The sequence below is a fragment of the Peribacillus sp. NPDC097895 genome, assembly GCF_050277555.1.
Taxonomy (GTDB): domain Bacteria; phylum Bacillota; class Bacilli; order Bacillales; family DSM-1321; genus Peribacillus.
In genome coordinates, this window is sequence record NZ_JBNNSH010000004.1 from 343,176 (window position 1) to 366,331 (window position 23,156).

The 23,156-nt window shown below is 36.9% G+C and carries 22 protein-coding genes; 19 read left to right on the forward strand and 3 right to left on the reverse strand.

Annotation, left to right across the window (positions count from 1 at the left end; all coding sequences use genetic code 11):
* Positions 1-76: 76 nt before the first annotated feature.
* The 8 genes from sirA to ACQKMH_RS20755 all read left to right on the forward strand — a co-directional run bounded on the left by sirA (position 77) and on the right by ACQKMH_RS20755 (position 5,115).
* Positions 77-517, forward strand: a complete 441-nt coding sequence (sirA, locus tag ACQKMH_RS20720; RefSeq protein ID WP_230159731.1) for a sporulation inhibitor of replication protein SirA — start codon at positions 77-79, stop codon at positions 515-517.
* 84 nt (positions 518-601) lie between these two features.
* On the forward strand, positions 602-817 hold the full coding sequence (locus ACQKMH_RS20725) for a YneF family protein (RefSeq protein ID WP_230159729.1): 216 nt from the start codon (positions 602-604) through the stop codon (positions 815-817).
* Between the two features lie 497 nt (positions 818-1,314).
* Positions 1,315-1,989 carry a hypothetical protein gene (locus tag ACQKMH_RS20730; protein WP_427589278.1) on the forward strand — a complete coding sequence of 225 codons (675 nt, stop codon included), beginning with the start codon at positions 1,315-1,317 and terminating at the stop codon, positions 1,987-1,989.
* A 298-nt stretch (positions 1,990-2,287) separates the two neighbouring features.
* A complete protein-coding gene (locus tag ACQKMH_RS20735; RefSeq protein WP_427589279.1) occupies positions 2,288-2,500 on the forward strand; it encodes a hypothetical protein in 213 nt (70 codons plus the stop codon).
* Positions 2,501-2,606: 106 nt separating this feature from the next.
* A complete protein-coding gene (locus ACQKMH_RS20740; RefSeq protein ID WP_427589280.1) occupies positions 2,607-3,026 on the forward strand; it encodes an RrF2 family transcriptional regulator in 420 nt (139 codons plus the stop codon).
* Between the two features lie 109 nt (positions 3,027-3,135).
* Positions 3,136-3,522, forward strand: coding sequence for an IDEAL domain-containing protein (locus ACQKMH_RS20745; protein WP_427589281.1), 387 nt, complete (start codon positions 3,136-3,138; stop codon positions 3,520-3,522).
* A 47-nt stretch (positions 3,523-3,569) separates the two neighbouring features.
* Positions 3,570-3,884, forward strand: a complete 315-nt coding sequence (gene trxA, locus ACQKMH_RS20750; protein WP_427589282.1) for a thioredoxin — start codon at positions 3,570-3,572, stop codon at positions 3,882-3,884.
* A 106-nt stretch (positions 3,885-3,990) separates the two neighbouring features.
* Entirely contained in the window at positions 3,991-5,115 is a 1,125-nt protein-coding gene (locus tag ACQKMH_RS20755; protein ID WP_427589283.1) for an NADH-dependent flavin oxidoreductase, read from the forward strand.
* 664 nt (positions 5,116-5,779) lie between these two features.
* Here the strand turns inward: ACQKMH_RS20755 and ACQKMH_RS20760 are convergent.
* Together ACQKMH_RS20760 and ACQKMH_RS20765 are read right to left on the reverse strand one after the other, a co-directional pair.
* Entirely contained in the window at positions 5,780-6,604 is an 825-nt protein-coding gene (locus ACQKMH_RS20760) for a hypothetical protein (RefSeq protein WP_427589284.1), read from the reverse strand.
* 1,574 nt (positions 6,605-8,178) lie between these two features.
* Entirely contained in the window at positions 8,179-8,577 is a 399-nt protein-coding gene (locus ACQKMH_RS20765) for a DoxX family protein (RefSeq protein WP_427589285.1), read from the reverse strand.
* Between the two features lie 1,127 nt (positions 8,578-9,704).
* Between ACQKMH_RS20765 and ACQKMH_RS20770 the strand changes: the two genes are divergently transcribed.
* From ACQKMH_RS20770 to ACQKMH_RS20820, 11 genes are all read left to right on the forward strand, one after another.
* Positions 9,705-10,490 (forward strand): IclR family transcriptional regulator, encoded by a 786-nt coding sequence (locus tag ACQKMH_RS20770; protein WP_427589286.1) that lies wholly within the window; start codon positions 9,705-9,707, stop codon positions 10,488-10,490.
* A 155-nt stretch (positions 10,491-10,645) separates the two neighbouring features.
* Positions 10,646-11,839, forward strand: a complete 1,194-nt coding sequence (locus ACQKMH_RS20775) for a CaiB/BaiF CoA transferase family protein (RefSeq protein WP_427589287.1) — start codon at positions 10,646-10,648, stop codon at positions 11,837-11,839.
* 58 nt (positions 11,840-11,897) lie between these two features.
* Positions 11,898-12,680, forward strand: a complete 783-nt coding sequence (locus tag ACQKMH_RS20780) for an enoyl-CoA hydratase/isomerase family protein (protein ID WP_427589288.1) — start codon at positions 11,898-11,900, stop codon at positions 12,678-12,680.
* Between the two features lie 76 nt (positions 12,681-12,756).
* Positions 12,757-13,932, forward strand: coding sequence for an acyl-CoA dehydrogenase family protein (locus tag ACQKMH_RS20785; RefSeq protein ID WP_427589289.1), 1,176 nt, complete (start codon positions 12,757-12,759; stop codon positions 13,930-13,932).
* A 15-nt stretch (positions 13,933-13,947) separates the two neighbouring features.
* Positions 13,948-14,805, forward strand: coding sequence for a hydroxymethylglutaryl-CoA lyase (locus ACQKMH_RS20790; protein WP_427589290.1), 858 nt, complete (start codon positions 13,948-13,950; stop codon positions 14,803-14,805).
* Positions 14,806-14,835: 30 nt separating this feature from the next.
* Positions 14,836-16,029 carry a thiolase family protein gene (locus ACQKMH_RS20795; protein ID WP_427589291.1) on the forward strand — a complete coding sequence of 398 codons (1,194 nt, stop codon included), beginning with the start codon at positions 14,836-14,838 and terminating at the stop codon, positions 16,027-16,029.
* 74 nt (positions 16,030-16,103) lie between these two features.
* Positions 16,104-17,399: an acetyl-CoA hydrolase/transferase family protein gene (locus tag ACQKMH_RS20800; RefSeq protein ID WP_427589292.1), complete on the forward strand. Its 1,296-nt coding sequence runs from the start codon at positions 16,104-16,106 to the stop codon at positions 17,397-17,399.
* A 37-nt stretch (positions 17,400-17,436) separates the two neighbouring features.
* Entirely contained in the window at positions 17,437-18,348 is a 912-nt protein-coding gene (locus ACQKMH_RS20805) for an SDR family NAD(P)-dependent oxidoreductase (protein WP_427589293.1), read from the forward strand.
* A 194-nt stretch (positions 18,349-18,542) separates the two neighbouring features.
* Entirely contained in the window at positions 18,543-19,715 is a 1,173-nt protein-coding gene (locus ACQKMH_RS20810) for an acyl-CoA dehydrogenase family protein (RefSeq protein ID WP_427589294.1), read from the forward strand.
* Between the two features lie 337 nt (positions 19,716-20,052).
* Positions 20,053-20,478, forward strand: a complete 426-nt coding sequence (locus ACQKMH_RS20815; protein ID WP_427589295.1) for a VOC family protein — start codon at positions 20,053-20,055, stop codon at positions 20,476-20,478.
* Positions 20,479-21,205: 727 nt separating this feature from the next.
* Positions 21,206-21,973, forward strand: coding sequence for a hypothetical protein (locus ACQKMH_RS20820; RefSeq protein WP_427589296.1), 768 nt, complete (start codon positions 21,206-21,208; stop codon positions 21,971-21,973).
* Between the two features lie 431 nt (positions 21,974-22,404).
* Here ACQKMH_RS20820 and ACQKMH_RS20825 read toward each other — a convergent pair whose 3' ends face one another.
* Positions 22,405-23,142 (reverse strand): IclR family transcriptional regulator, encoded by a 738-nt coding sequence (locus ACQKMH_RS20825; protein ID WP_427589297.1) that lies wholly within the window; start codon positions 23,140-23,142, stop codon positions 22,405-22,407.
* Positions 23,143-23,156: the final 14 nt, after the last annotated feature.

The window sequence follows — 23,156 nt, forward strand, 5'->3', positions numbered from 1 at the left end:
GATAGAAAATAATGGAAGGGTCCTGGTGTTAAGTTGTTCTGGTTACCAAAATAGGAAAGCTAGGAGGCATTGGCTGATGAGAACCTATCAAATTTTTTTAATCGAAGATGAATTTGCCCATCATTATTATGGAAGAGAAAAGCTATTTTTCAATTTGTTTTTGGAGCATATTCAAGCAAGGGGCCGATTGAAGAGTATTTTGCAAAAACAAATCGAATTTGTCACCAAGACAGTCCCCATTCTCCAATTGCAGGTAGCCGTTGAACAACGCTTGCAAAAAAAGATGAATTTTTGGTCTCGAAATGGAAAATACTATCTAGAAAAAACAAACGGATCAAGTAAAGCCGTTTTAATTATCCAGGATGAATCCATTACACTTAAAGCAGAAGGAGATTATGAAGCAGAGACGGCTTTCTTTGAATGCATTCGAAAATATGAAGCGAGTTTTCTAGCCATTGATTTTGAACATGAAAAATACGGCTGGTTAAAACCGATAAAAGAAAGAAAATTTGTCTAAATGGGGGACTTTTCAGTAGCGGGTATTGTATAATAACCTTTGGTCTAGTACACTGATGTTAGACAACACGAAGGAGGAAATAGTATGTGGGTTTACATTCTAGTTGGCGTACTGGCATTGATTGCTGGATTAGTGCTGGGATTTTTCATCGCTCGTAAATACATGATGGATTACTTAAAGAAAAATCCGCCAATTAACGAACAAATGCTGAAAATGATGATGATGCAAATGGGTATGAAACCATCCCAAAAGAAAATTAATCAAATGATGAGCGCAATGAATAAACAACAAACAAAATAACCTTGTGGCTCTAGGTTTTATCAATTGATTGATAGCAATTATAAGATAAGCAAATCATAAACTACCTTGAAGAGTTAATCTTTCATCATAAATTTTCCTTGTTTTTGCTTTATCTTTCATTTATTAAACCGAAACCTCTTTCTCTGATTGAAATTACAGAGAAAGAGGTTTTTTGTTAGTTTAGAGAAAGAACATGGAGTAAAACTGTAACAACCATAAGCATAAGGTCAATAGAGAAACCATGAAGAAGGCATGGGTACACAATGGAAGAATCATTTCATTAATAATAATGAAGCAAGAAGAAAGCAACATTACCCAAGACTAAAGGGAATCATGGTTGAAACACCTCATGCAAATAAAGTGGATAAATAGAGTGACTCATGCCGTGAAAAAAACTCATGATGATATATATTATTTTAGAGAATTAAAAAAAGGTAGGAAAAAGCTAAATTGATCTATATAATGTATGTGTAGGTAATTTGGCAGGGGGTTAAAGTATGAGTTTTTTACGCGGTTTAGGTAAAGGTCTTGGCATTATTGCAGGAACAGTTGTTGGTGGTCCGATTAAATTAGTGGGAGAAGTTACTGGAGCAAGATTACTTGAGGATATTGGAGACGGAGTAAAAAAGGCTTCCACCTTTACTGGAGATACTTTGGGAACATTTGCAGACGGAGCAGTTAATACGGTTTCAGGAATCGTACAAGATGATATGAATAAACGGGATAAGGGATTAAACAACATGGGAGATGCAGTTGGCAGAACGGCCAAGGGAGTTTACTATACAGCTAAAAATGCCGTGAAGAACAGTGGAGAAGTGGTTGTTGGGGCTATAGATGGCGATATGGAAATGGTGAAGAAAGGGGCGTCAGGGCTTATTACTACTGTAGCAGTTGGTGCATTGGCTGTTGGAGTGGTAGATATAATGGATGGTACAGATGGAGGGTCTCATGAAAGTGATGTTACTCTTGATGATACAGATAATAAGATTCCTGGCACTCATGAGGTAAGTCCTGGTTATGTTGATGACTATACAAGATCAGATGGTACAGAAGTATCAGGTTATTATCGTGATGGAGATGGTGATCCCGATACTCAATTAACAGTAGAACAAGGCGGAGGTTATGAACAGTCTAATCCTGATGGAAATCCCAATAATAATTTAAACGCTTAATACATAACATAATCTCTTGCTTTTAAGTAAAGTAAGGGATTTTTTATTTGTTTCTCCAAAATGATAACGGCATGTCCAGGTTTGACTCCTGAGCTTTCTGTAAAAATAATCAAAAGTAATGAATAAGACCTTTTGAACAACGAAAGATAAGGAAGTGATTTTGAAGTAAGACGAATTTTTTGTGAAATATGGCGGGTATGGGCGGTATGACCTGTTAGGTGATTGCAACTGACTTTTTAAATCCAAATCAGGAATAATCAAAAACGCATTCGCAATAACTATAACAACTACACCTGAAATGAGGGCTGCATTACGGGAATACCCAAGTGCTGTTGTAGAAACACACGGGGCCATTAATGATTATTTGGTCTCGAAAGGTTATTATCATCCCGAGGATATTAGTGAGCAATCACAAGTGAATGCAAGAGCGACTAATGCGGCAATAACCCTTTCGCAACAATGGTCAATGAAAACTCCTATCCTAAGTGAACAGAGAAGAATTTCAATGTAATGAAAAAGTAATCAACAAAGTTGAATAAGCAGTTGAGTTTTTTGAGTTGACTTAATCAACTGTAAAGATTAAAATTACAGTAATCTCCTTGAGGAGGATGCAAAAATTGAATAGTGATTTTACAATAGCTGTGCATAGTTTGGTCTATTTAGCTTATCTACCAGATCATATGGCGAGCAGTGAGTCTATCGCAGAAAACGTTTGTACAAATTCGGCAAGGATTCGAAAAATGATGAGCTGCTTGCGAAATAAAGGATTCGTTAAGACTAAAGAAGGTGTTGGCGGTGGCTATATTCTTGACTGCAATCCTGAAGAGGTAAGTTTGGCTGATATCTATATTACGGTCTCACATGGAACCTTGAAGCCTAAGTGGTGTACAGGTGATCCGGAGAAACAATGTGTGATTTCTTCCAATACCCAAGTGGTTATGGATCAAATATTTGATGAAGCTGAATTATATTTTGAGAAATATTTAGAGAATATAACCCTAAACACTTTTTTGGAAAAAATTAAACAATGTCCGTGATATTGATTTAATTTTTTTCTTTGCACATACTGTATATTTAATTTTTACAGTTAATAAACTATAACTTATAGCGTGAAAGCCAAATGAACATATAAGGGGTGTAATGGATATGACCGAAAATAATCTACTTGAAAATGGTGATTGGGTACAAGGAAGATCAAGAGACGGGGAACTAATCCATGGTTTCATTGAAATAATAAATGATCATCGTGAAATTGTTAAAGTGAATGTAGTGGAAAGTGACAATGAAAAAGCGGTTGGGAAATCAATTTGGATTCCGAGTAAATGGACTGAAAAGCTTCCGGATTTAGAAGTTAGTAACGAAAGTCATCTTATGGCATTAATTGATTTGGCTTTACTTTCTAAAGATGAGACGTGGTTTATGGAGTTATCTGGAAAATTGGAATCCATTAAAATCCACCCAAAAATAAATGCTAAGAAATCCGAGTTTTTTACTTCGAAAAATAGAATCAGGAATCTCGATTTAAATAGATGATGAGTCAAAATCATAAAAATTTCAGATAATACAAGGAGGAAATGATCATGACAATCAAACATGTTACAGATGATAATTTTGCTAGTGAAATAAAAGAAGGTTTAGTACTAGTTGATTTTTGGGCACCTTGGTGCGGTCCGTGTAAAATGATTGCACCAGTGCTTCATGAAATTGATGATGAAATGGGTGATCAGGTTAAGATCGTAAAGCTTAATGTGGATGAAAATTCAAATACTACAAGCGAATATGGAGTGATGGGAATTCCAGCCCTTCTTCTTTTCAAAGATGGAGAAAAGGTAGATCAAGCTATTGGATTCCAGGCTAAGGAGGCAATTTCGGCATTAATTGAAAAGCATGCATGATTTTTTGTTGATTTTAACATTCGTGATATGTGATGTAGTTTAAGAACTTATATTAATCAGTACCAGTAAAAGAGCAGAAAACTTAATTTAAATGGAGGATTACCTAATGAATTCTAAATATACACCATTGTTTGAATCGTTTAATTTAGGAAAAGGGATGGAAGTGAAAAATCGATTGGTGATGGCGCCTATGACAAATTTCTCTTCGAATCCAGACGGGACGGTAACTGATGCTGAAGTTAAGTATTATGAACGTCGGTCAAACGGGGTGGGCATGGTTATAACAGCATGCACATATGTGACGGCCAATGGTAAAGGTTTTCATGGTGAATTTGGCGGAGATACGGATGAAATGATTCCTAGTTTACGTCGTTTGGCTTCTGCCATTAAGGCAAAAGGTGCAAAAGCCATTCTACAAATATTTCATGGCGGCCGGGAGGTTCCACCGGAATTAGTACCGAATGGTGATGTTGTAAGTGCAGGCAATATCCCGTCGGAAGGCGAAGGGAAACCTGTTCCACGTTCACTGACTGAAAAGGAAATTGAATTGATCATTCTCGATTTTGGTGAAACTACTCGACGAGCCATTGAAGCTGGTTTTGATGGTGTCGAAATTCATGGTGCCAATGGTTACTTGCTTCAACAATTCTTTTCACCTCATTCAAACCGTCGTGAAGACAAGTGGGGAGGGACCCTTGAAAAACGTCTGACTTTTCCCTTAGCAATAGTTGACGAAGTGAAAAAGGCAGTGGCTGAACATGCAAAAAATCCGTTCATCGTAGGATATCGCTTTTCACCAGAAGAGCCTGAAACACCAGGAATCACTATGGATGATACACTTGCATTAGTTGATGGACTTGCGAAAAAGGATCTGGATTATCTTCATATTTCATTAATGGATTTCTGGTCGAAAGCAAGACGTGGAGCAGAGGTTGACCGAGCTCGGATAGAAATTATTAAAGAACGTGTCGGAGATCAAGTTCCCGTCATCGGTGTAGGATCCATCTATACAGCAGATGATGCGATCACAGCACTTCAGTCTGGCGTTCCATTAATCGCATTGGGCCGTGAACTCATAATCGACCCTGAGTGGGTACAAAAAGTGGAACAAGGAAGAGAATCAGAAATCATAACAAAGATAAACAAGGATAACCAGCAGCAACTTGAGATTCCAGATCCATTATGGCAAGTAATCATCCACTCTCCAGGGTGGTTTCCAGGGATTGAATAAGTAGACGTTCATATATTAGTGATATTAAAAGATGCTCATTGAAATGATCGTAGTTGGATAGTTGAAAAAAATCAACAATCGTATGGAGGAGTCCCCCGGGAAACGGACACGCATCAAAAAGTGTTCATCATCCGGGGGTTTTTATGTGGATGAAGGGTTTTTTAGATTATTTATAAAGGTATATCATAATTGCTTCAGGATGATTTAATGCAAGCTTTTACGAATATGATAAGGGGAAAGACTGCTAACAGCCACGACTTTTCATTTACAGTGGTTTAAATAGTGAAATTTATAAGGGGTAACCAGAACTTGTATATAGCGCTTGCATGATATATTTGAAAAGTTTAGTGAGGAAGCGGGACGCCTTGGTAAAGAAAGGTGTGGACCCTTCTCTTCACAAACTGTAGAAGGACCATCTTAGGTAGGCCGCAAAATAACACAAAAGAACAACCATTATTGGTTGTTCTTTTGTGTTATTTTCTTTTTAATAGAATGGCTAGTATCAGAGATGCCTGTAGAGAAATTATAAATAAAAACGAAAGCATATACTCACTATCTAATGAGGCATTATAGCTAAGGATAAAAAATAAAACTACTGATATTACTAAAATGAAAATAAAATTAATAATAATTTGCCTCATAGTACCCCCGTTCTAACAACAGATCAATAAGACAGTGTTAATGCATATGACCTTGTATCTGTTGTTGAATTTGGTGTAACTGATAAACCGGCTGGATAAACGGACACTGTAGGTGTACCCGAAATTCTTTTATGTCCATATGCTATTTTTATGTTTATTTTACCATTTTTAGATGTAGGAACATATACGTATTGTCCGATATACCCTTTATGCTTGGTTTTACTAGTAGAAGCTTTTAAATCATATGAACCAGCCACACCAGCACTTGGTTCCCAATTACTTGGAGAATATTTGATTGCATAATCAATCCAACGTCCATTTCCTTGTTGATCTTGAGAATATCTGTGTTGGTGCTGTTTTACTTTCCCTCCACTAGTAGGCAAATATAGTCCGGAACTTGAAGGGAAACCAATAGTCATTTTATCAACTAAATTATAGGAAGGTGTTTTTAACCATTGAAAGTTACCGTATATATAAAATTTATCTTCTTTTGATCGATCACTTTTTACTTTATATACAGTTCCACCGAGTTTTAAAGTTGTGGTAGCGATAGAAGCAAAATTACTAATTTGCACTTGCCCTGACTGATTAAATTCTGGTATATAAATATCCATAATTTCTGTTCCAGAATCAATAACTTCAGCTTCCTCTTCAATTAATTGTCTTGAAACCTCAACAGGTAAATCCTCGGATTCTTCTTTAGTATGGCCCACTTCATTTACAAGATAATCTAACTCTTCTTGTGTGAGTCTCTCATCATTAACGTCTGTACCATTTTCCTCAGAAAATCCTACTGTAGCAAAACTAAAAGAAAATAAAAATACGGCCATTACTGATAAAAACCTCATTTATTCTGCCCCCTTTTACTTTATTAGTACTGATCCTTCAATTAGTACTATTTTTCTGTTTTGAAATGATAAATAACAACTGAGCAATGTGTTAATCTAGTGAAATCTTTTTTGTTTCTAGAGACTATATCTCAATCGTATGCAACTGAACATTAGAAAACTTTATGAACATATCTAGATGCGCTGATTCCTAAAACCCTCGGATAGGAGTACTTTAACTCTCCCTGGGGGAATATTTCTTTCTTCAAAGAATAGGTGATCTATTGATTCATTGGGGCCACTCCGGAGATAAAATAAACCATCATGAGATTTGATCATTCTCACTAATACTGTACCTTACTTTTACTGGTTTTTGATTTTAGTTTTGAGATGTGATATTTCAAATTTGAATGAAAAAGCACCTATTTTTTTCTTGTATATTCTGCTTATATTTACCAACAAAGTAATTTGAGCATAAGTCCTGTAAAAACATCCAAAACAGGAGAGGAGGAACAGGATGATGGAAAGTAGGATACGTTAGTCCATAATTATTCATGGCATTAAACCAGAAAAATGTGAAAAGGTGTAATTATCTATGGAGGATCCGAAGGGAAAAAGTCTCCATCCTAGGCTATAATTCCTCCCGTACAATTTCGCTCACACAGCTGGTTTTTATTTCATTATTGACACAACATATTTTATATTGGGGACAACGTCCATCCCTATTTTCCTTACACCACAATCGAAGTACGTTTGCTCGAGATGTATGCGTTGTAACCTATAGATAATGAATTACTTTTTATAGATAGATATCTTAACGACTTATATTGATGTCTAAAAATCGCTGAATCTTAAACCTTTAAATGGTGCTTCTAAGAAATCACTTATAACTTCAATCAAAATTATGAAGTCTATGTTAAGCAGATTTGTAATGACCAATGAAAAAAATCTATCTCGATAATTTCATTGAACAGAATACGTGAGAGACAGATACCAAATGAAAGAGGTCTGTTTTTGCTAATAATGAAAAAGAACTGCAATTTTTGTTCAAGATAAACAGATTAAAAAAGGGAACTTCAAGAAATACGCTATTAGGTTTTTAAGAAATGAAAAAAATTTGTATTACCTTTATGAATAGATATATGGATGAACTGAAGATAAATTTTCTACTGATAGATTAAATAAGATGAAAATTCAAAAAAGATAGTATGAAAAAAATTCTAGTTTTCAAGGTTAGATATGGGAGAAAAAATGAACTGATACAATCTCACATGAAATTATTCATTATCTACACATGTTAAAAGATAAAAAATATTCGAAGAGAAGCTGACAAGAAAGGGTATCAAATTGTGGACAAGCACTCAGAGACATTCATAGAATAAATAAAACTCCATTGTTGGAGGATGACATTAAGCATTCATGCCAAAGATTAGAGTCTAGTGCAAAAATAATTTAATTGAGGCGCAAAGCCTAAATAATCTGTTGCTTTCGTCTGGCGAAAATGATGAGAATGGAGATAAGAAAAAACACGGAGTGGTTTTATCCAACTCCGTGTTTTTATAATGTATGGATCAGTCTATTCCAAGCTCCATTCTTTAAAATAGAAAGGCATCAAGTGAGTATGGGCCAGCTCCAGTTATCGCTATACCAATCGCCACTGCAAGGATGGCAAGATTATATTCATAACCGTTTTGAGTTGCCCAGTATCCATTTGCACCGTGAACTTTAACGATTGCAACCAGCATTGTAAATGCAATTAAGATCCCTGCTAGTGGTGTAAATAGACCTAAAGCAAATAACGCACCGCCAATTAGCTCTGATAAACCAGCAAACAGGGCCATGGTAACTCCTGGCTTCATGCCAATCGAGTCAAACCAGCCTCCAGTACCTTTTAAGCCATGACCGCCAAACCAACCGAACAATTTTTGAGCACCATGACCAACAAACGATAAACCAATTACTACACGTATAACAAATAAACCTATACCAATCATTTATAATTCCTCCTGGATTTTTATATTGAATTTAGATATTTTTAATTCGAGATTGTTGTGAAAAAAATAACGAATTATCTCGAATTAATTTATCTTTAATTAAAGATAATATTTTTTAATCGATTTGTCAACCTAATTTTTTTCAATTTGTACGAAGGATGATGTTTCCTTTCAATGTTTCGTAAGAACAGCAAATGTGCTATAAGCCACTTTTTCATTCAAACCTTATTTGATGATTATATTTCTGGTATTTTTTATTTCTTGGTGATCCGTGATTACCTTTTGAGTATTGATGAAATGCCGGATTACCAATCATACGATACGTGTGCATTCGCACTGTGGGCTATAAGTTTTTAACTTGAATAACCATCAATTTAATTAGCCATATTATTAACATGATGAAAAAGATAAAACGACTAATTATTGGATTTTTTAAACGGTTTTATTTATTGGTTAAGAGCCTCCCAATATTGTTTCAATTATTATTTGTTTACATATTTGTATTTCTGCTTATTGTTGCTGGCAGTTTTCTCTTAAAAAAGTATGGCCTTTAACCTTCGTAACAAATTCACTTTAGGGCTAATAGGTTGTGGGATAGGAGGCGGATGGTTACTTGTCCCAGTACTTATTTATCTATTTATACCCCCCCTCATATTGTAACAACAAATTCTATTTTTACACTATCCATTTATTCATTGGCGTTTATTAGCCATACTTGTTATTGTCATAGGTTTAAAGCTAGAATATAGAGTCTCTTAATTATCCTGTCTTGTAATGGAGGAAGGGGGTAGTACGCAATTTTTTGCGAAAAAAATATATATCCCAGCCAGCAATTACATAGCAGATTAAACAACTAGAAGAGGTATGAGCCACTTCAAATAGCCCCGTTTATAGTAAATACTCAGGGTAGCTCTGCAATCAATTTAGTTTGTATTTGAGGACTTAGTTGGGGTACTGTTTTTGATCCAAATTCAGTAAGTCTATTTTAATGATGTCTTTACTATTTATTGAATCAATGATAATTCAACTTTACAATTCTATAAAAATACAGATGAATTGTGAGAATATTTGATTATTTCATTGACAAAATATTTTTTACTATATAAAATTAATCTCGAGAGGTGCACATGATGGAAAATTTAAAACCTAAAGAAAAACGGAAGTATTCAGTACCCGCAGTGGAAAATGCTTTTGAAATCCTTAAATTATTAAGTCGTAATCGTTTTCGCGAAAGCACGGTTACAGAAATCGCAAATGCTCTTTCGTTGAGTCCAGCAACTTGTTTTAGAATATTACAAAGTTTAGAAGGACTATCAATCGTTCGATATTTGGATGATAAAAAAAGGTATACGCTAGGTCCTTATTTAGTTGTCCTAGGTGAAAGAGCCAAAGAACATTTAGATTATATAAACATAATTATGCCGCATCTTGAAAATTTAACGAAAGAAACAGGGATGACCTCGATACTTGTTAATAAAATTGGTGAACAAAAGCTAGCGATTGTAGCAAAAGTGGAAGCAAATGATTTTGGAGTAAGTGTTTCAGTAGGCAGACATTTTTCAATTACGGATGGTTCATTTGGGATGTGTTTTCTTGCATATATAGATCAATCATCGAGGGAAAACTTTTTAAAAGAAGAACAAGGTTTAAAAACATTTTCTGAAGAAGACATACACGTGATTGAACAAGAGATTGATCATATTAGGAAAAATGGCTACCACATTACATACGGAGAATACATAAAAGGTTTATGTGGGATTGCTGCACCAGTTTTCAGTCATGAAAATAAGGTGGAAATGTCCATTGCAGTCATAGGGTTTTCGTCCCGGTACGAAAAAGAAGATCTGCATTCTATCGGTAGCTTAATTAAAGGAGCTGCGGATGAAATAAGTAAAAAAATTAAGGATTTTTAAAGTTTTATGAACGAATGGTAAGCATAAAAAGCTTCCTGTATTTTATCTAAAATGTAAGCGTATACAGACAAATGTTCTGTCGAAGCTAATTTTTAAGAGGTAATAAAGATTTTTCATATATATTATCAAAAAAGGATATTGAAGGAGGGGAAAGCTTGGGTGCACTAAGTGGAATCAAGGTATTAGATTTATCAAGATTACTGCCTGGACCGTATTGTTCATTAATGATGGCCGATTACGGTGCAGAAGTGATAAAAATCGAAGAACCGGGTCGAGGTGACTATATTCGCTGGAGAAAACCAGCGATTAAAGGAATTGGAGCCAGGCATTTAACGATAAACCGAAATAAAAAGAGCATGGAGTTGAATCTAAAGTCTGAAGAAGGAATAGAAATATTTAAAAAAATGGCAGCAAACGCTGATGTCATTTTAGAAAGTTTCCGTCCAGGGGTAATGGACCGTTTGGGGATTGGATATGACGAAATCTCAAAGATCAATGAAGGCATTGTTTATTGTTCATTAACAGGGTATGGACAGACTGGACCATATCGTAATTTACCTGGACACGATATCAATTATATAGGTTATAGCGGGATTTTAGGCCTTATTGGTCAAAAAGATGGAAAACCGGTTGTCCCTGGCGTGCAAATTGCAGATATCGGCGGTGGTGCATTAATGGCACTTTCCGGAATCAGTATGGCACTCTTACATAAAGAGCGGACAGGCAAAGGGCAATATGTTGATGTATCCATGTTAGATGGTGCGGTTTCATGGTTATATGCTGCAGCTTCCGACTACTTTGCCTCAGGTTTAGTCCCAGAAAGAGGAAATACTCGCCTGTCCGGACAATATGCCTTTTATGACGTGTATGAAACGAAGGATAAAAAATACATTTCCGTTGGGGCTTCTGAAGAGAAATTTTGGAAAGAAATTTGTCTGCTTGTAGGGAAACCAGAGTGGATTGAACTACAAAATGGACCAGAAGATGTTCAAGAACAATTAAAGAAAGAAATGTCAGAGCTATTCAAGCAAAAAAATCAAAAAGAATGGCTGGAATTATTGCAAACAAAGGATACATGTGTAGGACCTGTCTATGATATAGATGAAATCTTCTCTGACCCTCAGATTATTGAACGACAATTGTTTACAGAAATGAACCACCCAGTTGCTGGAGTCATTAAGCAATTTGGTTTTCCGATTAAATTTTCTCAAACACCGGGAAAAATACATACACACTCACCAATGCTTGGAGAACATACAGAGGAAATTCTATCAGAATTAGAATACTCAACAAAAAGTATAGAGACCCTCAGAATGAAAGAAGTGATAGGGAAAAGACAATCACATTAAGACTGAATATTCAAAAAAATAAAAAGACTTTTCACGTTTTAACTAGGAGGAGAACCATATGGCATTTGTTGAATGGAAACGCATTGGAGAAAAAGAAGCCATCGCAGAAATTGTCTTGAATAGACCGGAAGCTAGAAATGCATTTACTTCCGAAATGGCCGAACAAATTCTCGGGATATGTCAAACTATTGCGAAAAGTGATGTTAGGGTCGTTATGATTACATCCTCTAACGAAAAGTCATTTTGCTCAGGGGCTGACCTAAAAGAACGAAATAACATGACAGAAACCGAATGGAAAATCCAACACAAATTGTTTCAACAAATGTTTAATAGCATCGCTGATATGAAGCAACCAGTTATTGCGGTTGTGGATGGTTATGCATTAGCAGGTGGTTTTGAAATCGTGCTAAATTGCGACATGATTGTAGCGGCTGATACAGCTATGTTTGGCCTTCCAGAAGTGACAAGAGGAATCATGCCAGGTGGTGGCGGAACAAGATTACTTTCCAAGAGAATAAATGTTCATCGAGCCAAAGAATGGGTGTGCACAGGTAAATTGGTCTCAGGTGAGGAAGCTGATCGAGCTGGACTTCTTAATATATTGACAAAATCTGATGATCTACGAAAAAAAGCAATCAAATTAGCCGAGAAAGTTGCGAATAACGCCCCGCTTGCGGTCCAAAATTGTAAAGCATCCGTTGATGAATTATTCGGGATGACAAATGAAGAAGCGAGAAAAGTAGAAATAGAATATTACAATCGTTGTATAAACACAGAAGATCGTTTGGAAGGAGTCCTTGCTTTTGTTGAAAAACGTACTCCCGTGTTTGTTGGTAAATAAATGTAAAGGGCACTTAGAACAGCATAAACCTGCATTTGAACAATGAAAAGACGATTCATACTAGGAGGAATTACAAATGACTGGAACAAGTGTGAAGGAAAATATTAAATTTCATGAGGAATTAAGACAAAGTGTTCGTAGTGTTTGTAGTAAATACCCTGATTCTTATTGGAGAGAACTAGATGCTAAAGGAGCTTATCCCGAAGAATTTGTTAATGAGATTACAAGAAATGGATTTTTAGCAGCTCTTATCCCTGAAGAGTTTGGTGGCTCAGGCCTAGGAATCACAGAGGCTTCTATTATATTGGAAGAAATTAATCGTTGTGGTGGAAATGCCGGAGCATGTCACGCCCAAATGTATACAATGGGGACACTCCTTCGTCATGGGAATGCGGAACAAAAAGCAAAATATTTACCAAAAATTGCAGACGGATCACTAAGGTTACAAGCATTTGGAGTCACTGAACCTACTACTGGAACAGATACGACCAAATTAAAAACTTTCGCAGAACGTAGAGGTGATAAATATATCGTCAATGGGCAAAAAGTGTTCATTTCACGTACAGAGTATTCAGATTTAATGATTTTATTAGTCCGTACAACCCCACTTGAACAAGTTCAAAGGAAGACGCAAGGCCTCTCGGTTTTACTGGTCGATCTTAGGGAAGCGGTAGGAAATGGCATTACAATTCGTCCTATACGTACAATGATGAACCATGCCACTACAGAGCTATTTATCGAAGATTTGGAAGTTCCTGTAGAAAACCTAATTGGGGAAGAAGGGAAAGGCTTTTCATACATTTTAGATGGAATGAATGCAGAGCGAATCCTCATCGCTGCTGAATGTATCGGAGATGGTCGCTGGTTCATCGAGCGCGCAACCAATTATGCTAATGAAAGAGTAGTGTTCAATCGGCCTATCGGGCAAAATCAAGGAGTCCAATTTCCCATTGCAAGGGCTCACATAAATATTGAGGCAGCCGATCTAATGCGTTTCCAGGCAGCTCAATTATTCGATTCTGGTCAAAAGTGCGGAGCGGAAGCAAATATGTCCAAACTTCTAGCAGCAGACGCATCTTGGGAAGCCGCAAATGCAGCACTTCAAACACACGGCGGTTTTGGTTTTGCAGAGGAGTATGATATAGAACGAAAATTCCGGGAAACTAGACTATATCAAGTTGCTCCAATTTCTACAAATTTAATCCTTTCCTACGTATCGGAACATGTGCTTGGGATGCCGAGATCGTATTAAGAGAGGTGGCAGAAAATGTTTTTCCCAAAGGAAATCGAAATTATAGAAGTAGGACCCCGAGATGGACTGCAAAATGAACCTGTTGCCATTCCTACAGCAAAGAAAAAAGAGTTGATCTCAAGGTTGGCGAAAGCCGGGTTTCACCGGATGGAAACTACTTCTTTTGTACATCCGAAATGGGTACCACAGATGGCTGATTCTGAAGAAATTGCACATTATTGTAAAGAACTTGGTATTATCCAAATTGCCCTAACACCAAACCTTAAAGCTTTGGAAAGAGCTATTGAAGCTGATGTACCGCAAATTGCTGTATTTGTAGGAGCGAGTTCTGAATTTAATAAAAAAAATATTAATAAAACGACTTCCGAATCCTTAGATGAATGTGAGCCCATGTTTACTCGGGCAAAAAAAGAAGGGATGTTCATTCGTGCCTATATCTCAATGGCTTTTTCGTGTCCATTTCAAGGACCGGTATCATTTGCAGAAGTAAAAGATGTTTGTGATCGCTTTATAAAACTCGGTGCCGATGAAATTGATATAGGAGATACGAATGGACAAGCAGACCCCAAAATGGTGTACGAACGTTTTTCAAGATTGCGAGACTTATATCCTGACACCACCTTTGTTGGTCATTTTCATGATACCCGTAAAATGGCATTGGCGAATGCAGTTGCCGCCATGCAAACAGGGATAACCAAGTTTGATAGTTCCGTTGGTGGACTCGGTGGTTGCCCATATTCTCCAGGGGCAACAGGGAATGTTTCAACAGAAGAGTTACTGGATATGGTCACGAGTATGGGGTGTCAGACCGGTGTTGATTTTAATGAATTAGTCAAAATAAGTCCTTTTGCGAAAAGCCTTTCTACACGTTAATAAAGAAAAGAATAGAATAGGAGAGTTAAAATGAGAAATGCAGTAATCATTGACTCCGTCCGAACAGCTGTTGGTCGTATGGGTGGAACTTTAAAGAACGTAGAAGTGGATTATTTAGCCGCGAAAGTAATTGACGAAATTTTAGTTCGAACGGAAATAAATAAAAATGAAATTGATGAAGTAATTATAGGACAGGCAAAACAAAGTACCGATCAGCCAAACTTAGCTCGTCTAGCATTATTGCGTGCGGGGCTTCCGGTTGAAATTCCAGGATATACTGTTCATCGCCAATGTGGATCCGGTGTTCAGGCAATGAATAATGGCACCCAACAGATCATGTGTGGATTATCTGATATTGTCATTGCCGGTGGTGCTGAAAGTATGAGTACAGCCCCATATTACCTCCGAAACGCCCGTTACGGGTTTGGAGCTGGGAATGCAGAAATACTAGATTCAAATACGGAGAGTCAGCCTCGTGCACAGCCTATCGAAACATATGGAAATTTGACAATGGGCATGACAGCCGAAAACTTAGCGGAAAAATATTCCATTTCCAGGACTGAACAAGACGAATTTGCCTTAAGAAGCCAAGAAAATGCTCAAAGGGCCATTGCAGAGGGACTTTTCACTGAGCAAATTGTTCCTTATGAAGTGAAAACGAAAAAAGGGACGTTTGAATTTAAAGTCGATGAGCATCCAAGAGAAACAAGCATGGAAAAGCTATCTCAGTTAAAGGCAGTTTTTAAAGAGAACGGAACAGTAACAGCCGGAAATACTAGTGGACGTAACGACGGGGCAGGCGTCATATTGTTGATGTCTGAAGAAGCAGCCAATCGTTACGATAAAAAGCCCAAGGCGAAAATCATTGCACAGGCTGTAGCTGGTGTGTCTCCGGAAATCATGGGAATTGGTCCTGCTCCAGCAACGCGGAAAGCTTTGCAATTAGCTGGCTTAAAGCTAAATGACATTGGACTTATAGAATTGAACGAAGCCTTTGCAGCTCAATCACTTGCCGTCATAAAAGAACTTGGACTTAATATGGATCGAGTTAACGTAAATGGAGGAGCCATTGCTTTGGGGCACCCAATTGGGGGAAGCGGTGGAGTCTTGGTAACAAAATTACTTCATGAAATGGAAAGGCGTGGAGAAAAATACGGATTGGTTACATTCTGTATTGGCGGCGGCTTAGGAATTACCTCGATTATTGAAAATTTACAAGTTTAATTACAATTACCGATTATTTCCGTATTTCTTGTACTAGATGGAGTGAATATAGAATTTGCGGAGGCGAATCAATCGTGGTCAATAAAACATGGGATGCTGTATATAGTTCCCGTCAAGCAAGCGCTAAGCAGGCGATATCAACCATACACTCTTTTCAAAAAGTATTTCTAGCTCCTTTCTGTAATGAACCTCAAACACTTGTAGAGGAGTTAGTTCGACAGAAGGATCGTTTTAAGAATGTTTTCCTGTATAACATGGTGATCGGGAGTCCATGCATCTATGCCGATACAGCTTGCCATCCACACTTTATAATACGTACTTTTTTAAGTTCGCCCCTATTGAAAAAAGCATTTTTAAATGATGCATGTGAATATCTGCCTGTTAATCTTTCAGAAATACCTCGTTGGATTAAACAGGAAAAAATAGATGTGGCGCTAATCCAGGTCTCACCTCCAAACGAAGCAGGATATTGTAACCTGGGCATATCTGTAGATATTGTGCAAACATTGATAAAGAAAGCGAACTATGTCATCGCTGAAGTGAACAGCCAAATGCCATTAACCAATGGAGACACCTTACTGCATATATCAGAGATTGACCAATTTGTACTTTCCGATCGGCCGTTACTATCCATACCTTCTGGAGAACCGAGTGAAGAGGAAGTGGCAATTGGTAAATTTGTTGCAGAACTCATACCTGATCATTCAACCATTCAATTGGGGATTGGCAAAATAGCAGATAGTATTCTTTTATCCCTTAAATCCAAAAAGGGTTTAGGGATTCATTCGGGGTCGATCACAGACCCGGTAAAGGAATTAATAGAACTGGGAGTCATCACCAATGAGTACAAGGAGGTCAATCAGTACAAAACGGTATGTGCAACCATTACGGGTACAGAAGAACTATATAAATTTTGCCATCTTAATGAATCTATAGAAGTATATCCCACAGATTATACACACAACGCAGCGATTATATCTAAAATAAGTAATTTTCATTCTGTCAATTCAGCACTGGAAGTAGATATATTCGGTCAAGTCAATGCTGAGCAAGTTGGCGACTTCACCATGGCCGGAGTTGGAGGTCAGATGGATTTCATTCGCGGAGCAAGACTTTCAAAAGGTGGAAAGGCGATCATTGCTCTTCCTTCCACAGTGAAAAAAGGAACACAGTCCCGAATAAAGACCAAGACTCCCTATGTAACTTCTTTAAAGTCAGAAATTGATTACGTTGTAACCGAGTTTGGAGTTGCCTCTTTGTTTGGAAAATCACTTAGAGAGAGGGCTAAAGCGTTAATCAATATTGCTCACCCGAATTTTCGTGAACAACTACTTGCTGAATATGAAGAAAGTTTTCCCGTGAAAGTATAGGTCATAATGGGAATTTTTGTAGAAGGGTCGGATCGTTATGAAAAAATTGGAAGGTAAAGTCGCTATAATTACAGGTTCTGGACGCGGAATCGGCAGGGATATCGCCTTATATTTAGCTAAAGAAGGAGCAAAGGTAGTAGTGAATGACCTTGGTGGCGGATCTGATGGCCAGGGTAACGATTCAAAAGTGGCAGACGAAGTGGTACAGGAAATAAGAGAGTTAGGTGGAGAAGCAATAGCAAATTATGATTCAGTTGCCGAATATGAAAGCGCTGAACATATTGTGCAAACAGCTTTAAATGAATTCAAACGCTTGGACATTGTGATTAATAATGCCGGTATTTTAAGAGATCGTATGCTATTCAAAATGAGTGAGGAAGAATGGGATTCCGTTATCGCAGTTCATCTAAAGGGTTCATTTAATATGACAAGGTCTGCTGCTCCATACTTTAAAGAACAGAAGAGTGGCCGTTTTATTAACTTTACTTCAACATCAGGTTTAATAGGAAACATAGGCCAAGCTAACTATGCAGCAGCAAAACTGGGAATTGCTGGACTTAATAAAATTACCGCTCTAGACATGGCCCGCTATAATGTAACGGCCAATGCGGTAGCGCCGTTTGCATGGAGTCGACTTATTGGCTCTATTCCAACAGACACAGAAAAGGAAAAGGAAAGAGTCAAAAAGCTTCAGCAGTTGTCACCAGCTCATATTGCACCTTTAGTGGCTTTCCTAAGTTCAGATGAAGCGGCTGACGTATCAGGACAAATCTTCGGTGTTAGAGGAAAAGAAATTATTGTGTTTTCTCAACCTCGACCAGTCCGCTCCGCCTATAATTCAGAAGGTTGGTCAATAGATAGCATCAATTCTATCAAGGGATCTTTGCAATCAGCCTTTACCCCACTTGAAGTAAGCGCAGATGTTTTCCCATATGAACCATTAGTTTAATATATAAGAATTTTCACAAATGGTGTAATTATCGAGTAAAGTTAAAAGTTCCATTAAATAACATCTTTTCGTTACTGTTCGTACTTGTTGTATAGCTCACCTATTCATGTTCCTTTAACTTGAATACATATTGATAGATAGTGTGCTATAAAATAAGAAATTCCAAAACTTGTAAAATTAAAGGAGTGTTTATAATGAACTTTACCCTTTCACCTGAATTATTAGAAATGAAAAAATCAATTAGGGATTTTGTCGATAATACTGTTGATCCACTAGCAGATCAAATTGAAAAGGAAAATAAAATTCCAGAACATATTATGAAAATGAGCAGGGATATTGGTTTATTTGGTCTTAGTATTCCTGAGGAATATGGTGGCTTAGGGATAGATATGGTAGGGAAATGTGCGATTTACGAAGAAATTGGTCGTACGCATAACGGTTATACAACAGTTATCGGTGCGCATACAGGTATCGGCTCGGTCGGAATCGTTGAGATGGGTACTGAAGAACAAAAGAGAAAATATTTGCTGGAAATGGCAGCTGGAAATCTAATTGGAGCATTTGCTTTAACTGAACCGAGTGCTGGTTCAAATGCAGTAGCGTTGAAGACCAATGCTGTTCGCAAAGGAGATAAATATATAATAAATGGGTCAAAACATTATATTACAAATGGACCCATTGCCGACGTATTTACGGTCATGGCCGCTACGGATCCGACAAAGGGGGCAAAAGGAATCACTTCCTTTATCGTTGAAAAAGATTTTAAAGGATTAGTGATTGGCAAGACCGAAGAAAAAATGGGATTGCGCGGTTCCTACTCTTCTGAAATTTTCTTTGAAGATTGTGAAGTACCAGTCGAAAATGTACTTGGTGAAGTAGGATTGGGATATGTAAATGCTCTAAAAATCCTGGCTAATGGTCGTGCTGGATTAGCAGCTCGGAACCTTGGATCTTGCCAAAAATTGTTCGAATTGTCGGTCAAGTATGCCCATGAACGCGTGCAGTTCGGAAAACCAATATTTGAACAGCAAATTATCCAGCATTATTTAGCGGATATGGCATTGGATATTGAAACATTACGCTCAATGACCTACCGTGTTGCTTGGATGGTCGATCAAAAAATGAATGTAATCAAAGAGGCAGCGATGGCAAAGCTTTTTGGATCTGAAGTTTATAATCGCATTGCCGACAAGGCTGTACAAATCCATGGAGGACTAGGCTATATTAAAGACTATCCAATTGAAAGATATTACCGTGATGCCCGAATCGCAACAATCTATGAGGGGACATCGGAAATACAAAAAAATATTATTGCCGCCCAGATTCACAAGGAATACGTAAAGAGCGCACAAACGGTTTATGTGTAATGTAAGATAAAAAATGATAGGGACTAACGTTTTAAAGTGATACAAGGGGACAATGTTTCCCTTGTATTTTTATATGATGAAATGACCCGATTCACCCGCAGTAAAACTGGAAAATCACTAATGGCATTTATCGATTTAATCGAAGAAAATTCCAACAAATGAGTCGGAAAAATTGTCAGTTTTCGATTCATTTTTATTGACGAACATATGTTCTTTAATGTAAAATGAAATCATAGGTAATAATGGTATAGCGGTTATTATCACTGACAAGTTCAAAAAAAGGCTTGGTAGTTTCTCAAGCTATGTAAAAAAATAAGAACCAAGGAGCTGTTTAATTATGACAATGCGATTATCTCCCTATTTAATGATGAATGGAAATGCGAAGGAAGCGATCCAATTTTACGAAAAAGCATTGGATGCGAAAGTCCTTTTTAATCAAACTTTTGGAGAAATGCCTGAAAACCCCGATTTTCCTTTACCAGAAGAAGCAAAGGATCTTGTGTCACATGCAATGTTAAAAGTTGGGGAAACTGACCTCATGTTTTCTGATATGTTTCCGGGTCAAACCAGTCAAATTGGTGATCAAGTTACGATTTGTATCTCAACGAATGATGTCGAAAAATCAAAACAAATTTTTGAATCTTTGTCGCAAGATGGACAAGTAAAAATGCCGCTGCAGGAAGCTTTTTTTAGCCCAGCTTATGGAATTGTCTCCGACAAATTCGGTGTTACCTTTCAAATTTACACAGAGGGCCAACAATAATTTTTTTAATTAAAGGCGATGCTTGTATAAAAGCATTTCGCAGGGTCCCCGACGTAGGGCGCAATTGTTGAATGATTAAATCCCAATTTCTCATATATATCACAGAGAGATTGGGATTTTTAATACTGAAATCCAAAACATTGTAAATCCACCCTGTATGGGTGTGATTCTTCAGTAAGTGGGATCGCCTTTTCTAATGAAACTAAAGATCATCGGTTTTCCCTTTGAGTGGGCTCGTTATTAATCTGAATAAAATGTTGGTTTTTAACATTGAAAAGGTTAGAAAAACAAGGAGGGGACTCAGTTTTCATAATGAAGATCGAGAATCCTCATGAAAGATACCATTGGTTAGTTTGTTTAATCCACCATATCTTCTCCAATACAAAACAAATCCTCCGATTTAGATGCCTTGGGAATTCCTTAATCCAAAAAGAAATACGGGAAGGTAAGCCTGTACTCTTGCCCGTCGGTTATTCCTAGTTAAGAGGTATCCTAATTTTACATGCCATTGATGTTGTGATTTAGAAACGAAGGACAGATGCCATTAATTATTCTAGTATTATTTTAAATTTTGATATGTTATCGTTATCCTTCTGTTATATTTGTCATCTATTATTTATCTATTTGTTCTTTGTATAGAAAATAGCTATGCTATTATTTAAAACATTAGCTAACATAATTGCTTGCGTAATGGTAATAACCTATGAAAAAATCACGGAGGTACATTGTGAACACAGATCAAGCTTTCAACCTGTTAAAGGATGCAGGTGTAACGGAAAGTATCAGCATTCAAACTGTTAGACGTTGGCTGCGTGAAGGTAAGATTAAATACGAGGGTGGAAACGGGAATCGGATAACTGGATACATAATGGAAAATACAGATCAGGCTTTTGACTTATTAAAAGACGCAGGAATAACAGATAGTATTAGTATTCAAACTGTTAGACGTTGGCTGCGTGAAGGTAAGATTAAATACGAGGGAAACGGAAAACGGAAAACTGGATACATAATCGATGACTCAGCCTCAAAGTTGTCTATAAATCAAAATAAGGACGAAATCATCCAGCGATTAAAATTAAAAATACAAGCACAAGATAAGCATATAGAAGGAATTGAAGAACTTCATGAGAATGCCCAAAAAATACTAATCCAACAAAGAGATATGTTTAAGAAGGAAGTTGTAATTCTAACGAATGAGAAAAGTGAATTACAAAATGAAACAAAGGATTTATTAAAAGAAAATATTGAATTACGTAATGAATTGATAAAAGTAAAAGAAAACATAAGACACAAGTACACTTTTGACTCTACTACTCAATCAAATGATTACAGTAAAAAATTAGGGCTTTCAAAAATGGCGAGTAATAAAGAAATGGTAGCAGAATATAAAAGGTTATTAAAAATAACTCATCCAGACCATGATGGCAACGCAAAGGTATTTCATTACATTAAAACTGATTACGATAATTTTAGAAATAGTAACAAAGGTAAATGATTATACTGTTAAATCCCAAACTTTAATGCAGAATAGGGAAAAGAATGCAAAGTAAAAGCTAATCAGCATTTGGATTTCCAAGCTGCCGCAAGATAATAAACCTTTAAAGAATCCGATATCCTTAATAAAAAAACACCCGATTATTCGGGTGCATACTTGCTCATTCCATCTAAATAAATCATGTATTTTTGCAGAATACACTCTCTTATTTTGACTTTTCCCTTCACCAATTCTTCCAACATATTTTCATCTTCTTTAGTAGTTTTAGGAATCTCTCTTGAATAAAACACTTTGAACGGCACTCAGAAGTTGTTCGTATAGTCTAATTCATGAACGATCCCCTTAACTCCTCACCGTAAAGTAAGTTCCCAGGTACTATATTCTATCGTCCACAATTTCAAAAATTATATTCTCTAATACAGGTATTGAACTTATCCACTATAACCCAATTTTGTGGAAACTCGGTTGCCAGTTTCCATCACATTTTTAATGAGAAAATCAAGCCTGTCTTCTGTCAAGTTAAAGCTGACAAAGCCAATACTCACCGCCCCGTGTACTTCCCCAAAATGGTTCAAAATCGGAACAGCAACAGAAGATGTTCCCTCTGTTCTTTCACTGTGACTGATTCCGAATCCCTTCATTTTAGTCTCTTGCAAGGTTTTCCAAAAATCAGGTCTTTCTTGTTTTGGGAGAAGAGCATCTATAATTTTTTCCGCTTGATTATATGGCATAAAGGCGAGCATCACCTTATTAGCAGCTCCAAGATGCATAGGGACGCGTGATCCGAGCTGATCATAAACTCGGATTTGGTTTTTTTCACTATCGATTCGTTCGATGATGAGTGACTCCAATTCTATTGGCTGACTAAGATAGACGCTTTCCTCTACTATGTTCATCAGTCTTTCCAGTTCAGGTCTTATTTGACTGATGTAATCCATTTTGTCATACATACGTAGGCCATATTCGAGCCAAATGTTACCTAAACCATATTGTTTGGATTGTTCGTCTTGTTGAATTAAGCCGTGTTTAGACATGGCTTTTAACAAACGATGCATGGAACTAACAGGAAGATCACACTCTTGAGATAGTTCCGTAATAGATAGCCTGTTTTCCGATGAATTGGAAACTAAAACCTTAATAACGTTCATGGCACGGTCAATTGATTGCATAAACTTACCACCTA

Excerpts from the sequence above, each read along its gene's own strand:
- sirA (WP_230159731.1), top strand. The coding sequence starts at position 77 with ATGAGAACCTATCAAATTTTTTTAATCGAAGATGAATTTGCCCATCAT.
- ACQKMH_RS20725 (WP_230159729.1), top strand. The coding sequence starts at position 602 with ATGTGGGTTTACATTCTAGTTGGCGTACTGGCATTGATTGCTGGATTA.
- ACQKMH_RS20730 (WP_427589278.1), top strand. The coding sequence starts at position 1,315 with ATGAGTTTTTTACGCGGTTTAGGTAAAGGTCTTGGCATTATTGCAGGA.
- ACQKMH_RS20735 (WP_427589279.1), top strand. The coding sequence starts at position 2,288 with ATGAGGGCTGCATTACGGGAATACCCAAGTGCTGTTGTAGAAACACAC.
- ACQKMH_RS20745 (WP_427589281.1), top strand. The coding sequence starts at position 3,136 with ATGACCGAAAATAATCTACTTGAAAATGGTGATTGGGTACAAGGAAGA.
- trxA (WP_427589282.1), top strand. The coding sequence starts at position 3,570 with ATGACAATCAAACATGTTACAGATGATAATTTTGCTAGTGAAATAAAA.
- ACQKMH_RS20755 (WP_427589283.1), top strand. The coding sequence starts at position 3,991 with ATGAATTCTAAATATACACCATTGTTTGAATCGTTTAATTTAGGAAAA.
- ACQKMH_RS20760 (WP_427589284.1), bottom strand. The coding sequence starts at position 6,604 with ATGAGGTTTTTATCAGTAATGGCCGTATTTTTATTTTCTTTTAGTTTT.
- ACQKMH_RS20765 (WP_427589285.1), bottom strand. The coding sequence starts at position 8,577 with ATGATTGGTATAGGTTTATTTGTTATACGTGTAGTAATTGGTTTATCG.
- ACQKMH_RS20770 (WP_427589286.1), top strand. The coding sequence starts at position 9,705 with ATGATGGAAAATTTAAAACCTAAAGAAAAACGGAAGTATTCAGTACCC.
- ACQKMH_RS20780 (WP_427589288.1), top strand. The coding sequence starts at position 11,898 with ATGGCATTTGTTGAATGGAAACGCATTGGAGAAAAAGAAGCCATCGCA.
- ACQKMH_RS20785 (WP_427589289.1), top strand. The coding sequence starts at position 12,757 with ATGACTGGAACAAGTGTGAAGGAAAATATTAAATTTCATGAGGAATTA.
- ACQKMH_RS20790 (WP_427589290.1), top strand. The coding sequence starts at position 13,948 with ATGTTTTTCCCAAAGGAAATCGAAATTATAGAAGTAGGACCCCGAGAT.
- ACQKMH_RS20795 (WP_427589291.1), top strand. The coding sequence starts at position 14,836 with ATGAGAAATGCAGTAATCATTGACTCCGTCCGAACAGCTGTTGGTCGT.
- ACQKMH_RS20805 (WP_427589293.1), top strand. The coding sequence starts at position 17,437 with ATGAAAAAATTGGAAGGTAAAGTCGCTATAATTACAGGTTCTGGACGC.
- ACQKMH_RS20810 (WP_427589294.1), top strand. The coding sequence starts at position 18,543 with ATGAACTTTACCCTTTCACCTGAATTATTAGAAATGAAAAAATCAATT.
- ACQKMH_RS20815 (WP_427589295.1), top strand. The coding sequence starts at position 20,053 with ATGACAATGCGATTATCTCCCTATTTAATGATGAATGGAAATGCGAAG.
- ACQKMH_RS20825 (WP_427589297.1), bottom strand. The coding sequence starts at position 23,142 with ATGCAATCAATTGACCGTGCCATGAACGTTATTAAGGTTTTAGTTTCC.